At 58.9% G+C, this 15997-nt stretch carries 11 protein-coding genes; 9 read left to right on the forward strand and 2 right to left on the reverse strand.

What is annotated here, in order from left to right:
- Positions 1-451 precede the first annotated feature (451 nt).
- Positions 452-895: an HIT family protein gene (locus AC1DVE_RS16515; RefSeq protein ID WP_411741611.1), complete on the forward strand. Its 444-nt coding sequence runs from the start codon at positions 452-454 to the stop codon at positions 893-895.
- Positions 896-1027: 132 nt separating this feature from the next.
- Here AC1DVE_RS16515 and AC1DVE_RS16520 read toward each other — a convergent pair whose 3' ends face one another.
- A complete protein-coding gene (locus AC1DVE_RS16520) occupies positions 1028-2422 on the reverse strand; it encodes a PhoH family protein (protein ID WP_007993255.1) in 1395 nt (464 codons plus the stop codon).
- 338 nt (positions 2423-2760) lie between these two features.
- Complete coding sequence (locus AC1DVE_RS16525) at positions 2761-3885, reverse strand: polysaccharide deacetylase family protein (protein WP_477784050.1); 1125 nt, start codon at positions 3883-3885, stop codon at positions 2761-2763.
- A 339-nt stretch (positions 3886-4224) separates the two neighbouring features.
- Between AC1DVE_RS16525 and yaaA the strand changes: the two genes are divergently transcribed.
- The 8 genes from yaaA (at position 4225) to AC1DVE_RS16565 (ending at position 15993) form a co-directional block, all read left to right on the forward strand.
- A complete protein-coding gene (yaaA, locus tag AC1DVE_RS16530) occupies positions 4225-5004 on the forward strand; it encodes a peroxide stress protein YaaA (RefSeq protein WP_057713390.1) in 780 nt (259 codons plus the stop codon).
- Positions 5005-5816: 812 nt separating this feature from the next.
- On the forward strand, positions 5817-7133 hold the full coding sequence (locus AC1DVE_RS16535; protein ID WP_223459759.1) for a nucleotide sugar dehydrogenase: 1317 nt from the start codon (positions 5817-5819) through the stop codon (positions 7131-7133).
- Positions 7134-7228: 95 nt separating this feature from the next.
- Positions 7229-8710: a mannuronan synthase gene (alg8, locus tag AC1DVE_RS16540; RefSeq protein ID WP_263287238.1), complete on the forward strand. Its 1482-nt coding sequence runs from the start codon at positions 7229-7231 to the stop codon at positions 8708-8710.
- 36 nt (positions 8711-8746) lie between these two features.
- Positions 8747-9916 (forward strand): alginate biosynthesis protein Alg44, encoded by a 1170-nt coding sequence (locus AC1DVE_RS16545; RefSeq protein ID WP_223532218.1) that lies wholly within the window; start codon positions 8747-8749, stop codon positions 9914-9916.
- Between the two features lie 9 nt (positions 9917-9925).
- Positions 9926-11437 (forward strand): alginate biosynthesis TPR repeat lipoprotein AlgK, encoded by a 1512-nt coding sequence (gene algK / locus AC1DVE_RS16550; protein WP_411741612.1) that lies wholly within the window; start codon positions 9926-9928, stop codon positions 11435-11437.
- Positions 11434-12918, forward strand: a complete 1485-nt coding sequence (locus tag AC1DVE_RS16555) for an alginate export family protein (RefSeq protein WP_223459764.1) — start codon at positions 11434-11436, stop codon at positions 12916-12918. Before algK ends, AC1DVE_RS16555 begins: the two co-directional genes overlap by 4 nt.
- Before the next feature lie 26 nt (positions 12919-12944).
- Positions 12945-14534, forward strand: a complete 1590-nt coding sequence (algG, locus tag AC1DVE_RS16560) for a mannuronan 5-epimerase AlgG (protein ID WP_223459766.1) — start codon at positions 12945-12947, stop codon at positions 14532-14534.
- Positions 14535-14544: 10 nt separating this feature from the next.
- Positions 14545-15993, forward strand: a complete 1449-nt coding sequence (locus AC1DVE_RS16565; protein WP_223459768.1) for an alginate O-acetyltransferase — start codon at positions 14545-14547, stop codon at positions 15991-15993.
- Positions 15994-15997 lie beyond the last annotated feature (4 nt).

Here is a 15997-nt window from a genome sequence, read left to right on the forward strand (position 1 = left end):
CATCGCGAGCAAGCTCGCTCCCACAGGTTCCTCATATGCCCGGACTCGGTGGACAGTTTCAGATGCGATTCCTTATTAAGTTTTAAAAACACAAATTAAAGTCATACAAAACAACAGAAAAAAATGTAACAAAAGCCTACTGAGCATTCGCTTTTTCTGCCATCACCGATCAGATTTAATTGGTGCACCAGCCGGTAAGTTACTGATTATTTTATAACAAATTTCGACGTGAGAATTTTCCGTAAGTACGCACTCATGGCCCGCTATGAAACTTCCTACAACTGAATGTTAGACCGATTTGTTAATTCGAGAAAAACTGACCAACAAAGCTAACGATTCTAAAAATTTCAGTACTGAGGTATCGCATTAGGTTTTTTTCTACTGACCTCCGGCAGCAGCTCAACGGGGCAGGCCCTACACGTAAACCATGGTGGCACACGGGAGACTAGTCATGTCAGCGCGGACAATTTACTCAGGAAAACACATCGTAATCTCTCACTGCCGGGACTGTGACATCCCGGGCTACATGATTATTGCTCTGAAGCGGAAGATACTTAAACTGGAAGAGTTAAGTTCGACGGAAAGTGCTGAACTGATGAAAAGCTTGGCATTTACGGAGCAAGCCTTAAACACTCTATTTTCTCCCGAGAAAATATACATAATGCGTATTTCCGAGCTCAATCATGAGCTACATTTTCATGTTTTCCCCAGGTATGCCTCCGTAACCAAATTATATTTGGCGGAACACAGTGAACGTATTATTGATGGCCCCTTCTTTTTCAGCTGGACGCGAAAAAAGTTCAGTAGCTCACAGCCTGAGCCGACCCAAGAGGTATTGAACGCTCAATCAATTCTTACGGAAACCCTCAAGAGCTATTTTTCGCAATCTCTGTAAATAAGACTGCTTTCGGCCCCAGGCTTTGCAGAAACACATTCATCGGTATTGGGTCTGCCCTGAGGCACGGGCGCCTTTACGTCGCGTACAAAAAACCGGGCGACCTTGCGGCCGCCCGGTTCAGGTGGACAGTTACAGATGCGATTCGGCGTATTCGGCCAGGATCGAGCGCGGTACCCCTTGCAGAGTGATGTGCACCCCGTTCGGGAAGTCCTTGAAGCGTTCGGTGAGGTAGGTCAGCCCGGAGCTGGTCGCGGACAGGTAAGGGGTGTCGATCTGTGCCAGGTTGCCCAGGCACACCACTTTGGAACCGGCGCCGGCACGGGTGATGATGGTTTTCATCTGGTGCGGTGTGAGGTTCTGGCATTCGTCGATCAAAATCAGGCTCTGCTGGAAGCTGCGGCCCCGGATGTAGTTGAGGGATTTGAACTGCAATGGCACTTTGCTGAGGATGTAGTCGACGCTGCCATGGGTGCTTTCGTCATCCATGTGCAAGGCTTCGAGGTTGTCGGTGATGGCGCCCAGCCACGGCTCCATTTTTTCCGCCTCGGTGCCGGGCAGGAAGCCGATTTCCTGGTCCAGGCCCTGTACGCTGCGGGTGGCGATGATGCGGCGATAACGTTTGCTGACCATGGTCTGCTCGATCGCAGCGGCCAGCGCCAGGATGGTTTTACCCGAACCCGCGGCACCCGACAGGTTGACCAGGTGGATGTCCGGATCGAGCAAGGCGTACAACGCCAGGCTCTGATAGATATCACGCGGCTTGAGGCCCCAGGCTTCCTGGTGCAGCAGCGGTTCCTGGTGCAGGTCGAGGATCAGCAAGCGGTCCTCTTCAATCTCCTTGATCCAGCCGACAAAGCCCTGCTCATCAATGATGAATTCGTTGACGTGCACCGCCGGCAGGTTGTCGATCAACTGCACCTGATGCCAGGTGCGGCCGTGGTCTTGACGGGTTTCGACCTTGCTCACGCGGTCCCAGAAAGAGCCGGTCATGTTGTGGTAGCCGTTGGGCAGCAAGGACACGTCATCGACCAGTTGGTCGGTGCTGTAGTCCTCGGCCGCGATCCCACAGGCGCGCGCCTTGAGGCGCATGTTGATGTCTTTGGTGACCAGCACCACGGGCTTCTTCGGGTCGCGCGCGTGCAGGTCGATCAGTTGGTTGATGATTTTGTTGTCGTTCAGGTGCTCGGGCAGAATCAGGTTCGGCTCGGCATGCTTGCTCATCAGAATTGACAGCAAACCCTTGGGTCCGCTTTTGCCACGCTGGATCGGCACACCCTGCTCGACGTCCTCGGGTGAGGCATCGCCCAGGGTCTTGTCGATCAGGCGGATGGCCTGGCGGCATTCGGCGGCTACGCTGTGATGCCCGCTCTTGAGCTTGTCGAGCTCTTCAAGCACGGTCATCGGGATCGCGACGTGGTGTTCTTCGAAGTTAAGCAGCGCGTTTGGATCGTGAATCAATACGTTGGTATCGAGTACATAAAGGATTGGCTGGTTGGAAGAAGAGCTACGTCCGTGATCATCCATACTCGGTCACCTTTGTGGGAGCCATTCGACGCAATACCTTGACGGTGCTGCGCCTCGAAGTGACTACCGAACTTCACCTGCGGGGACTCAAGTGAACTGCATACATAGCTGGGTCTTGGGAGACGCCACCTGTGTTGCAGGTTTCGGCGGTCTGTCTTCGTAATACTCCAAAACGTGTGACAGAAAAAAGTACTTTGACGCTTTTTTGAAGTTTATTTTGCAGATTGACCAATAGCACTTGGCGGACTGCCATCACCCGTTTACAGTCGGAAGTCCACCTGCAACGAATCCCCTTCCAAAATCGCCATAAACCCAATGTTTACGGGGTTTTTTCGTTTTCAGCGAAACGCATCCTGGCAATCCTCCCAGCCGATCCCGACAGGCGCCGTTTGCATGACCAGCCACGGCAACGCCGTTTTCACTGCGTCCTGTTTCACATTGAAATTGATCACCCCGTGCCGCCACAGCAGCATGAGGGTCAGCACCCGTTGCGCACTCGGGTTGCCCTTGAGTTTGCCGGCACCGTCCTGGGCATCGATGTCCCACAACGCTACCTGCAGCCCCTGAGTCTTGAAGAAGCCTTCGGCATCGGAACGGCGCTGGCCATCGGGCGGACGGAACAGGGGCACGTAGTTCTCCGGCAGCTTGCTCTTGACCAGTTCGGCGCTGCGGCGCACCGAGTCCTGCCAGTCCTGCCAGTGGCTGTGGGAACGGAACTCCCAGCCTTGTACGCCGATGCACTGGCTCGAGTAGGTCGCTTGCAGGTTACTCACCGAAGCTTCGGCCAAACGGGCCTGGATGTCCTTGCCGAGGACGAAGAATGTCCCGCTCAGGTTCGACTTGCGCAGGTACTCGGCGACCCAGGCGGTGTTATCCGGCGCGGCGTTGGCAGCGCTGTCGAAGGTCAGCAGAAACAGCCGGTCATGCATTCCGTCGCCGCTGCGCTCATAGTCGCCAAAATGATCGACTTCGCTGCTGGTTTGCGGAAACAAAGCGGCCTTGCGCAACTGTTCGTCCAGGTACTGGGTGTGGAACACACGGCTCGGCTCGGCCCACTTGATGTAGTAGCTGTCTGCGCCGACCTGGAACTTGGCGGCCTGTTCGCGCAAGGTGGGCATGTCTTCGACCAGAAAACAGAAGGAGGCATCCTGATCGCAGCTCTGTTGGGCGAAGTTGTAGTTGCCCAGCAGCCGTTGCCACATACGTTGGCGAACCCGGTTGACCGACTCCAGATTGATCGTGCGCAGGCCCAGGCGCTGGGCCAGGGCAGGTTCATCCAGCGCCTCGCTGGCCAACAGGACACTGGAAAACATGAGGATCTCGGCCCTCGACGCCACGTCGAACAGCGTCGGGTTACCGAGTTTTTCCGGCCAGGTGCTGCGATCGAGCGTCGCCACATCGCCCGGGGCCGCGATGGCGCCAAAGCTCAGTAGCCAGATCGAGATGAGAAAAGCGATACGCAATGGGATGTCTCCATAACAAAACCCGCGCGGCACTATAGCTGATAAGGCACCCACTCCTCCTGAGGCATGAATGCTTTCTGTGGCGAGGGAGCTTGTCGGACCGCCGCACCGTCCCGCTGGGCTGCGAAGCAGACCTAAACCTGTCACCACATTCCTTCAGCCAGACCCCGACTACCGGTTTTGCGACCGCTTCGCGCTCGAGCGGGAGCAAGCTCCCTCGCCACAGAAGCCCATCCAGACAAAATCCGTGCTCCACCGGCCATCACCTATGGACGCCATAGCTGGAGTCAACGAGGACAACCCCCTAGAATCGCCGCCACGATTAAAGGAGACGACTTCATGCTGATGGTGATTTCACCTGCCAAGACCCTCGACTATGAAACACCGCCGGCGACCCAGCGCTTCACCCAGCCGCAGTACCTCGACCACTCCCAGGAGTTGATCCTGCAATTGCGCGAGCTGACGCCCGCGCAAATCAGCGAGTTGATGCACGTCTCCGACAAGATCGGCGGGCTCAACGCTGCGCGTTTCGGCAGCTGGACGCCCGCGTTCACCCCGGAAAACGCCAAGCAGGCGCTGCTGGCCTTCAAGGGCGACGTGTACACCGGCATGAATGCGCAAACCCTCAGCGAAGCCGATTTCGATTACGCGCAAAAACACCTGCGCATGCTCTCGGGCCTCTATGGCCTGCTGCGCCCGCTGGACCTGATGCAACCTTATCGTCTGGAAATGGGCACCAAGCTGGCCAACGCCCGGGGCAAGGATTTGTATGCCTTCTGGGGCACGCGCATCAGCGAATGGCTGAACGAAGCCCTGGTCGATCAAGGCGATGACGTGCTGCTCAACCTGGCGTCCAACGAGTACTTCTCGGCGGTCAAGCGCAACGCCTTGAACGCGCGCATCATCAATACCGAATTCAAGGACCTGAAGAACGGCCAGTACAAGATCATCAGCTTCTACGCGAAAAAGGCCCGCGGTTTGATGAGCCGCTTCGTCATCGAAGAACGCATCAACGACCCGGCCACCCTCAAGCAGTTCGACGTTCAAGGCTATCGCTACAGCGCCGAACAATCCAAACCGGACAATCTGGTGTTTCTGCGCGATCACGCACCAGAGTGATGCACCCAGTCGGCGCACGATCTCCACAACTCTCGTGCGCCGACCCTTGATTCACTTCAACCTTCCCCGCCTTTTCGCCATATTTATGGCGCCAAAAATACATCGCCCAATTTTCTAACTTTAGTTTCACTCGACTTCGAACATTTTTTTGCGTAGTGGCACTGACTTTTTTTAACAGTAGTGGCAAAAAAATATCCCCCCCAATGATCCGCCTATATATAAAGGGCGAAACGGCAAGTGCTATCAATTTGAGAGCAGTGCCATCTTTCTCAATATTTCAAGAAATTTCAGATTTGACGATGAGCGGACTGGAACTATGTCCAAACGCGCCGCTCATACCACCGGTAACGATTCTCGCCGAGCGTGTACGAGATAACTTACGCAGATAAGCGATTCATGTAGTCAAGTTGTAATATTAACTTGCCCTGACTAATCACTGATTTGGACAACGGCAATCGGAGAGGAGATAACGCAGTATGGCTATCCCCTACAAGGCCACGGCAGCGCCCCTATAAACGTGCTCACCCGAGCACCCAACCGCTTGATCCACGGGCTTTCGTGCCTGACATCAAGCGTGCAAGGCCGTTGCACCTGCATCCTTCTGAAAGGAGGATCGGCTGCATAACAGGGCAAATCATAACAACAAGGCCTAGTTGCGCACACCTTGAGTGCATTTATTTAGACACTCGTAACTTATATGCCAGCACACGGCATTGTTGCGCCTGTAAGGCACACTTGCGAGTGCATTAAAACACGCTGAACACCATTAACTCCGGCCATCTAATGGCTTGATCAATACAGAGGTAATTGCGATGCGCATCAGCATTTTTGGTTTGGGTTACGTCGGCGCAGTATGTGCCGGTTGCCTGTCTGCACGGGGCCATGACGTCGTTGGCGTCGATGTGGCCAAAGACAAGATCGATATGATCAATGCCGGCAAATCGCCGATCGTTGAACCAGGCCTGGGCGAACTTCTGGCGCAGGGCATCCAGACCGGTCGTCTGCGTGGCACCACCAACTTCGCCGAGGCGATTCGCGACACCGACCTGTCGATGATCTGCGTGGGCACGCCGAGCAAAAAGAACGGCGATCTGGAGTTGAACTACATCGAGGCAGTGTGCCGCGAAATCGGTTTTGTCCTGCGTGACAAGACCACCCGCCACACCATCGTCGTACGCAGCACCGTGCTGCCGGGTACCGTGGCCAACGTGGTCATCCCGATTCTCGAAGACTGCTCCGGCAAGAAGGCCGGTGTTGATTTCGGCGTGGCCGTGAACCCTGAGTTCCTGCGCGAAAGCACCGCTATCGCCGACTACGACCAGCCGCCAATGACCGTCATCGGCGAGTTCGACAAGGCTTCCGGCGACGTTCTGCAATCGCTGTACGAAGAGCTCGACGCACCGATCATCCGCAAGGACATCGCGGTCGCCGAGATGATCAAGTACACCTGCAACGTGTGGCACGCCACCAAGGTCACCTTCGCCAACGAAATCGGCAACATCGCCAAGGCGGTCGGCGTCGACGGTCGCGAAGTGATGGACGTGGTCTGCCAGGACAAGACCCTCAACCTGTCCCAGTACTATATGCGCCCAGGCTTCGCCTTCGGCGGCTCGTGCTTGCCAAAAGACGTGCGTGCCCTGACCTACCGCGCCAGTTCCCTGGACGTGGAAGCCCCGTTGCTCAACTCGCTGATGCGCAGCAACGAATCCCAGGTGCAGAACGCGTTCGACATCGTTTCCAGCCACGACAAACGCAAAGTCGCCCTGCTGGGCTTGAGCTTCAAGGCCGGCACCGACGACCTGCGCGAAAGCCCGCTGGTCGACCTGGCGGAAATGCTGATCGGCAAGGGCTACGACCTGAGCATCTACGACAGCAACGTCGAGTACGCCCGCGTTCACGGTGCGAACAAGGACTACATCGAGTCGAAGATTCCTCACGTCTCGTCCTTGCTCAACTCCGACTTCGACGCGGTGATCAACAACTCCGACGTGATCATCCTCGGCAACCGTGACGAGAAATTCCGCGCCCTGGTGAAGGACGTTCCACACGGCAAGCAGGTGATCGACCTGGTTGGTTTCATGTCCAAGGCCACCAGCACGAATAGCCGGGCCGAAGGTATCTGCTGGTAAAGCAGCCGCAAGCTTCAAGCTCCAAGCCGCAAGTTCAAAGCTCCTCGCTTGGGGCTTGAAGCTTGGGGCTTGCAACTGACTTTAGGATTCCGATTATGCACAGGCTAAAGCACGGCCTACTCCAGGCCGCCGGGTGGCTGTTCTACCTGAGTTTACTGATGGGCCTCGCCATGGCGTTGCCCGTGTCCACGTTCGACTCTGAGTCGAAGGACTTCATTTTCCTGATCGGTATCGTCGGTATCTGGCGCTACTCGATGGGTGCCACGCACTTTGTGCGCGGCATGATTTTTCTGTACATCGTCTACCCGTACCTGCGGCGCAAAGTGCGCAAGCTGGGCAAAGCGGCTGACCCGTCCCACGTGTTCCTGATGGTCACCAGCTTCCGCATCGACGCCCTGACCACCGCGCAGGTCTACAGCTCGGTGATCCGCGAAGCCATCGACTGCGGCCTGCCGACCACCGTGGTTTGCTCCATCGTGGAAATGTCCGATGAGCTTCTGGTCAAAAGCCTGTGGAACCGGATGAACCCGCCGTCCCGGGTCAAGCTTGACTTCGTGCGCATTCCCGGCACCGGCAAACGCGACGGCCTGGCCTATGGCTTCCGCGCCATCTCCCGGCACCTGCCGGATGATCGCGCCGTCGTCGCGGTGATCGATGGCGACACCGTGCTGGCCGAAGGCGTGGTGCTCAAGACCGTGCCGTGGTTCCAGCTGTTCGGCAACGTCGGTGGCCTGACCACCAACGAGTTCTGCGAAGTGCGCGGCGGCTACATCATGAGCGAATGGCACAAGCTGCGTTTCGCCCAGCGCCACATCAACATGTGCTCGATGGCCTTGTCCAAGCGCGTGCTGACCATGACCGGCCGCATGTCGGTGTTCCGCGCCACCGTGGTCACCAACCCGGACTTCATCGCCGACGTGGAAAGCGACTCGCTGCAACACTGGCGCCTGGGTCGCTTCAAGTTCCTCACCGGTGACGACAAGTCGAGCTGGTTCAGCCTGATGCGCCTGGGCTACGACACGTTCTACGTGCCCGACGCGGCGATCAACACCGTTGAACACCCGCCGGAAAAGAGCTTCATCAAGGCCAGCCGCAAACTGATGTTCCGCTGGTACGGCAACAACCTGCGGCAGAACTCCCGTGCCTTGGGCCTGGGGATCAAACGCCTCGGCGTGTTCACTTCGGTGGTGCTGTTCGATCAGCGCGTATCGATGTGGACCTCGCTGCTGGGCCTGACCGTGGCGTTGATCGCCAGCTTCAAGTACGGCACCGCGTTCATCCTGGTGTACCTGCTGTGGATCGGCATCACCCGGTTCATCCTGACCTTGTTGCTGTCGTGCTCCGGACACCGGATCGGCCCGGCCTATCCGGCGATTCTCTATTACAACCAGATCGTCGGCGCGCTGGTGAAGATCTACGTGTTCTTCCGCCTCGACCAACAGTCCTGGACTCGCCAACCCACGTCTCTGACCCGTGATCTCGCCAGCTTTCAACGTTGGTTCAACACTTGGTCGTCTCGGACCATGACCTTCTCTGCCGGCAGCATTTTTGTCGCCGTGCTGCTGTTGATGGTCTGACCGAACTCGCCTGAATTAACTAGGAAAACGCCCCCTATGAATACCGCCGTCAACGCCAACGTAGTGCACGAATCCGAAGCCCAGCGCCAACACGCCCGAGTGAAAATCCCGGCCAAGTTGCGTTTCTTCGGCCCTGACCGGACGCCGGTCGAAGCCCGGGTGATCGACCTGTCCGCCGGTGGCCTGGCGTTCAACGCCGGTCAATTGCCGCTGAAGATGGGTGACGTGTACAAGGCCCGCCTGCAATTCGTCATCGACAACCTCGGCCTGGCCATGGACGTCGAGTTGCAGGTCCGCTCCTTCGATCGCGAGACCGGACGCGCCGGCTGCCAGTTCCAGAACCTGGAACCACGGGACATCTCGACCCTGCGCCACCTGATCACTTCGCACCTGGCTGGCGACATCGTCAGCGTCGGTGAAATGCTGGCGACCCTGCAGCGCGACAACTTCACCAAGGCGCGCAAGATGAAGGACGGCGGCCACGGCATGACCGCGTTCGGACGCCTGAAAGCCGTAACCTTCAGCCTGGGGATCTTCGTTGTCGGCGTGGCTGCATTCGGCTTTGTCTTCAAATCGGTGTACGGCATGTACTTCGTCAGCCACGCCCAGGCCGGCCTGGTCAGCGTGCCGGGCGTGAACATCACCATGCCCCGCGACGGCACCGTGCAGAGCCTGGTGAAATCCGACGGCGTGGCCGCCAAGGGCGCACCGCTGGCGACCTTCAGCACCAGCATGCTCGACGTGCTCAAGGGCCATCTGGACGAAGACCAACTGCAACCGGCCAAGGTTGAAGAACTGTTCGGCAAGCAGATGACCGGCACCCTGACCTCGCCTTGCGACTGCACCGTGGCCCAGCAAATGGTCGCCAACGGTCAGTACGCCAGCAAGGGCGACGTGATCTTCCAACTGGTGCCGCGCAACAGCGAAGCCAATGTTGAAGCGCGCTTCTCCTATCGCCAGTTCGGCGACGTGCGCCCGGGCACTTCGGTGCGCTTCCAGATCGCCGGCGAGGACAAGAGCCGCACCGGCAAGATCGTCAGCAGCACCAGCCTGAAAAGCGCCGACCTGTCTTCGGACATCCGCGTGCTGATCCAGCCGGACGAAACCCTGGACAGCTCCCTCGCCGGCCGCCCGGTGGAAGTCAACAGCGACCGTGGCCCGAACCTGAACTGGCTGATCGACAAAGCCATGGCTGTCGGTCTTTAAGTCGAGGACATGCCTGTGACTATCACAAAAACTCAAAACACGCCGCAGCCCCTGTGGGAGCGGGCTTGCTCGCGAATGCGGTTGAACATTCAGAATCAATGCTTGCTGACACACCGCTTTCGCGAGCAAGCTCGCTCCCACATGGGGTCTCTGTGTGCAGTGGCATTGGCGGTGAGCCTGGCCGGTTGCGCCGGTCTCCCCGACCAGCGCCTGGCCAACGAAGCGCTCAAGCGCGGTGACACCACCACTGCCGCGGCGAACTACCGGCAACTGGCAGACCTGGGCTACAGCGAAGCGCAGGTCGGTCTGGCCGATATCCAAGTCGACAGCCGTGACCCGGCGCAGATGAAACAGGCCGAGGCGACTTACCGCGCCGCGGCCAGCGTTTCGCCACGCGCCCAGGCACGCCTCGGTCGTCTGCTGGTGGCCAAGCCCGGTTCCACCGAAGCGGAACAACACGAAGCCGAAACCCTGTTGAAAAAAGCCGCCGCCGCAGGTGAAGGCAACACGCTGATCCCGCTGGCGATGTTGTACCTGCAATACCCGCACAGCTTTCCCAACGTGAATGCGCAGCAGCAGATCAGCCAATGGCGTGCCGAGAACAAACCGGAAGCAGGTCTGGCGCAGGTGCTGCTCTATCGCACCCAGGGCACTTACGACCAGCATCTGGATGACGTGGAAAAAATCTGCAAAGCCGCGCTCAACACCAGCGATATCTGCTACGTCGAACTGGCCACGGTCTATCAGAAACAGGCCAAGCCAGAGCAACAGGCCGAGCTGATCAAGCAGATGCAAGCGGCGCACGCCCGCGGCAGCGTTTCGGCGCAGCGCGTCGACAGCGTCGCCCGTGTGCTCGCCGATGCATCCCTGGGCAAGACTGACGAGAAAACCGCGCAGTCGCTGCTCGAACCGATCGCACCGGGCTACCCGGCGTCGTGGGTCACCCTCGCACAACTGCTCTACGACTTCCCCGAACTGGGCGACGTCGACCAGATGATGAAGTACCTGGACAACGGTCGCGCCGCCGACCAGCCACGCGCCGAGCTGTTGCTGGGCAAGCTCTACTTCGAAGGCAAACTGGTGCCGGCTGACGCCAAGGTCGCCGAAGCGCACTTCCAGAAAGCCGTTGGCCGCGAAGTCGCTGCCGATTACTACCTCGGCCAGATCTATCGCCGTGGCTACCTGGGCAAGGTCTATCCGCAGAAGGCCCTCGACCATCTGTTGACCGCTGCGCGCAACGGCCAGAACAGCGCCGACTTCGCCATTGCCCAACTGTTTTCCCAAGGCAAGGGCACCAAGCCTGATCCGCTGAACGCCTACGTCTTCAGCCAACTGGCCCTGGCCCAGAACACTCCGCAAGCCACCGAGCTTGCGCAAACAATCCAAACGCAACTGCCGCCCGACCGGTTGGCCGAAGCCCAACGCCTGTTGAAACAAGAACAGGCCGTGCGCGGTGCCCTGAGCCCGAACACGCCGGAACTGCATGCCCTGCAAGAAGAAGATGGCGAGGAATCCCAATGAAGTTGAATCCATTCATGAAGGCCGGCATTGGCCTGACATTCGCGCTGATCTGGTCTTGCCCGACGCTTGCTGCGATGACTGAAGAAACCAAGAACTTTGGCCTGGAAGTGAAAATCACCGGTCAGTCAGAAGACGACCGCGACCTCGGCACCGCTCCCGGCGGCGACGTCAACGGCGTCGGCCTCGACCTGCGCCCGTGGGTCTACGGTGAAAGCGGCGCGTGGAGCGCCTACGCCATGGGTCAGGCGGTGACGTCCACCGACATCATCGAGACCGACACCCTGCAACAATCCGATGGCGCCGAGAACACTGACAACAATGATCGCCAGACCAAGAAAAACTACCTGGCCATGCGTGAGTTCTGGGTTGGCTACAGCGGCTTCACGCCCTACCCCGGCGAGATCCTGAAACTCGGTCGCCAGCGCCTGCGCAACGACGACGGCCAATGGCGCGATACCAACATCGAAGCCCTGAACTGGACCTTCGACACCACCCTGCTGCGCGCCAACGTCGGTATCGCCGAACGCTTCAGCGAGTACCGCACCGACCTCAAGGAACTGTCGCCGCAAGACAAGGATCGCCTGCACGCCTACGCCGATGCCGCGTACCAGTGGACACCCGGCAACTGGGTCGGCATTCGCGGTCATCACACCCACGACAACGGCAAGCTCGACTTCCCGGAGCCAGGTGTGCCGGCTGATTCGCTGGACAAGAAACAGAACGGTGACATTAGCTGGCTCGGCCTGACCGCCGACAGCGACGCCTACAACTGGCGCAACACCAACACGGTCAATTACTGGGGCAGCATCACCGGCATGAGCGGCGACATCGACAAGGTCAACCCGCTGAACGCCGATGGCACGTCGCCGGCTGAAGCCAAGCGCGGTGAAGACCTCAACGGCTGGGCCACCGATGTCGGCGTGCGTTTGCGCCTCGATCCGCAATGGCAAGTCGGTGCCGCCTATGCCCGCGCCAGCGCCGATTACGAACAGAACGGCCTGGAAAGCAACCGCTCGAACTACACCGGCACCCGCTCGCGAGTGCACCGTTTCGGCGAAGCCTTCCGTGGCGAAATGAACAACATGCAATCGGCCACCCTGTTCGGTTCGTGGATGCTCAACGACGAATACGACGCCAGCCTGATCTACCACAAGTTCTGGCGCGTCGACGGCAACAAGCCAGTCGGCAGCAATGGCATCAACGCCGTCGAGAACAACACCGACGACGTCACCGGCGCGATCCTCTCCAGCACTTCGCTGCCGCTGAACGATGGTGAAAAAGACCTCGGTCAGGAAATGGACCTGGTAGTGACCAAGTACTTCAAGCAAGGCTTGTTGCCTGCGTCGATGAGTCAGGCGATCGACGAGCCTTCGGCCCTGGTGCGCTTCCGTGGCGGCGTGTTCAAGCCGGGCGATGCCTATGGCAGTCAGGTCGATTCGTACATGCACCGCGCGTTCATCGACGTGGTCTGGCGCTTCTGATGCAAACCGCGAAGGGAGTGCCCGACATGAACAATTCGAAGCGAGGTTCGCTCACCTTGCTGGCCGGCGCGATGCTGCTGGCAAGCTCGGCCGCCTTCGCCAACGTGGAGCCGGCAGCGCCTGCCAAACCGGCGCGTCCGGCCACCATCGCCAAGGAACTGCAACAGGCCAAGACCTACACCGTCAGCAGCGCACCGACCGCGCCGCTGGAACTGGCCACGCCGAAGCTGCCGGACGTTTCCGGCTACACCGCCGAGGCCATCGCCGCGAAAATCGTGCGCAGCAAGGCCGGCAAGATCAGCGTGCGCCGAATGATGCAGGAAGACGCCCTGAAGGACTTCATCGGTGGCGACAACAAGATGGCCGAGTGGGTGGTGCGTCAGCACGGCATCCCCCAGGCGATCTTCGTCGATGACGGCTACATGAACCTCAAGGATCTGGCGAAGAAGCTGCCCAAGCAGTACTTCAGCGAAACCTCGCCGGGTGTGTTCCTCTCCCGGCTGCCGATCGTGGTCGGTCGTCACGGCATTCTGGAAATCGACAAGCAGACCCAGGAACTGCGCCTGTCCCAGGAGGCCGGTACGTTCCTGGTCAACGACGGCCAGTTGTTTGTTCGCGATACCAAAATCACTGGCTGGCGCGAGAAGGACAACGGTCCGGCGACGTTCACTTCGCCCAAGGAATTCCGTCCGTTCCTGCTGTCCTGGGGCGGCACCGAGACCTACATCGCCAACAGCAAGATCGCCAGTTTCGGCTACGCCAACAGTAAGTCCTACGGCGTGAGTATTTCCCAGTACACGCCGAACATGGCCAAGGTGCTCAAGCGTCCTGAGCCGACCGGCTGGATCGTCGGCTCCGAATTCTCGGACATGTGGTACGGCTTCTACTGCTATGAAACCCGCGACTTCGTGGTCAAGGGCAACACCTACAAAGACAACATCGTCTACGGCATTGACCCGCACGACCGTTCCCACGGTCTGATCATTGCCGACAACACGGTGTTTGGTACCAAGAAGAAGCACGGGATCATTATTTCCCGTGAGGTCAACGACAGCTTCATCTTCAACAACCGCAGCTACGACAACCACCTCTCGGGGCTGGTGATCGACCGTAACAGCGTCAACAACCTGATTGCCCACAACGAGATCTACCAGAACCACACCGACGGCATCACCCTCTACGAGAGTGCCGACAACCTGCTGTGGGGCAACCGCGTGTTGAGCAACAAGCGCCACGGCATCCGCATTCGTAACAGCGTGAACATTCGCCTGTACGAAAACGTCGCCATGGCCAACGGCCTGACCGGTGTCTACGGGCACATCAAGGACCTGAGCAACACCGACCGTGACATCAAGCTCGACCCGTTCGACGCCCAGGTGTCGCTGATCGTGGTCGGCGGTGAACTGGCGGCCAACGGCAGCGGGCCGCTGTCCATCGACTCGCCGCTGAGTGTCGAGTTGTATCGCGTGTCGATGCTCGCGCCAGCCAAGGCCAGCGGCATCAGCTTCACCGGCATCCTCGGCGAGCGCCAGGATGAAATTCTCGACCTGCTGGTGCGCCAGCAGAAAGCCGTGCTGATCGACCCTGTCGAACGCCAGACCGAAATGCGGGACTGAGGATAATCTTATGCACCCACACTTGATCAAATTACTCAGCCTGTCGGCCCTGACCGCCGGCATTCTCGCGGCCAGCGGCGGTGTTCGCGCCGACGAAATCAAAGCGCCGAGCTTCACCGCAGAACCGTGCTGCAGCCTGTGTCCGGCTGCTCACGATCCGAAGAACTACACCACCCGTTATCAGCAGAACTTCACCACGCTGGTGCAGGCCCAGGGTGACTGGCTGTTCCGTACGCAAGAAGACTTGCGCACCGAATTCGACACCACGCCCGCCGGCTACAAACGCATGAAACAACTGCACGATGCTTTCAAGAGCAAAGGCGTGGAACTGGTTGTCGTGTACCAGCCGACCCGTGGCCTGGTGAACCGCAACAAGCTCAACCCGGCGGAGAAAGCCAGCTTCGACTTCGACAAGGCGCTGAGGAACTACCAGTCCATGCTCGGTCGTTTCGCGCAGATGGGCTACGTGGTCCCAGACCTGTCGCCACTGACCAACGAGTCGTTGCCCGACACCCTGCCAGCCCACGATTTCTACTTCCGTGGCGACCAGCACTGGACCCCGTACGGTGCCCAGCGCACGGCGAAAATCGTCGCCGAAAAAGTCAAGCAGCTGCCTGAATTCGCCGACATTCCCAAGCGCGAATTCGAGACCAAAAAGTCGGGTCGCATGGGCAAGACCGGAACCTTGCACAACATGGCCGGTCAACTCTGTGGCACCAGCTACGCGATCCAGTACATGGATCAGTTCACCACCGAGCCGAAGGGCGAAGCGGGCGATGGCGATTTGTTCGGCGACTCCGGCAACCCGCAAATCACCCTCGTGGGTACCTCCCACAGCGGCAAGAACTACAACTTCGCCGGTTTCCTCGAAGAGGCAATCGGCGCCGACATTCTCAACGTGGCGTTCCCCGGCGGCGGCCTGGAAGGTTCGATGCTGCAGTACCTGGGCAGCGACGAGTTCCAGAAGAACCCGCCGAAGATTCTCATCTGGGAATTCTCGCCGCTGTACCGCCTCGACCAGGAAACCATCTACCGCCAGATGATGGCGCTGCTGGACAACGGTTGCGAAGGCAAGGATGCACAGATGTCCGGCAGCGCCACGCTCAAGCCGGGCAAAAACGAGTTGATGGTCAACAGCAAGAACATGGACCTGCGCAACGGTAGTCATCAGGTCGACATCCGCTTCGCCGACACCTCGGTGAAAACCCTGCAAGCCACCCTCTGGTACATGAACGGTCGCCACGAGGATATCAAGATCGACAAACCGGAAACCTCCGAGACTGACGGGCGTTTCGCTTTCGAGTTGCGCACGGACGAAGACTGGGCCTCGCAGAACCTGCTGGCCGTTGAAGTCCAGGGCCCCGAAGCCGGTGCCGCGCCACAGAAAGTCGAAGCGAAAATCTGCAAACGCAACGTATTCCCGGGCGCCGAACAGCGTACTGCTTCGGTCGGGCAATGAGGTC

The sequence above is a fragment of the Pseudomonas sp. P4_B4 genome, assembly GCF_056402255.1.

Bases quoted from the DNA above. Each gene is read 5' to 3' on its own strand.
- AC1DVE_RS16515 (WP_411741611.1), top strand. From the start codon at position 452: ATGTCAGCGCGGACAATTTACTCAGGAAAACACATCGTAATCTCTCAC.
- AC1DVE_RS16520 (WP_007993255.1), bottom strand. From the start codon at position 2,422: ATGGATGATCACGGACGTAGCTCTTCTTCCAACCAGCCAATCCTTTAT.
- yaaA (WP_057713390.1), top strand. From the start codon at position 4,225: ATGCTGATGGTGATTTCACCTGCCAAGACCCTCGACTATGAAACACCG.
- AC1DVE_RS16535 (WP_223459759.1), top strand. From the start codon at position 5,817: ATGCGCATCAGCATTTTTGGTTTGGGTTACGTCGGCGCAGTATGTGCC.
- alg8 (WP_263287238.1), top strand. From the start codon at position 7,229: ATGCACAGGCTAAAGCACGGCCTACTCCAGGCCGCCGGGTGGCTGTTC.
- AC1DVE_RS16545 (WP_223532218.1), top strand. From the start codon at position 8,747: ATGAATACCGCCGTCAACGCCAACGTAGTGCACGAATCCGAAGCCCAG.
- algK (WP_411741612.1), top strand. From the start codon at position 9,926: ATGCCTGTGACTATCACAAAAACTCAAAACACGCCGCAGCCCCTGTGG.
- AC1DVE_RS16555 (WP_223459764.1), top strand. From the start codon at position 11,434: ATGAAGTTGAATCCATTCATGAAGGCCGGCATTGGCCTGACATTCGCG.
- algG (WP_223459766.1), top strand. From the start codon at position 12,945: ATGAACAATTCGAAGCGAGGTTCGCTCACCTTGCTGGCCGGCGCGATG.
- AC1DVE_RS16565 (WP_223459768.1), top strand. From the start codon at position 14,545: ATGCACCCACACTTGATCAAATTACTCAGCCTGTCGGCCCTGACCGCC.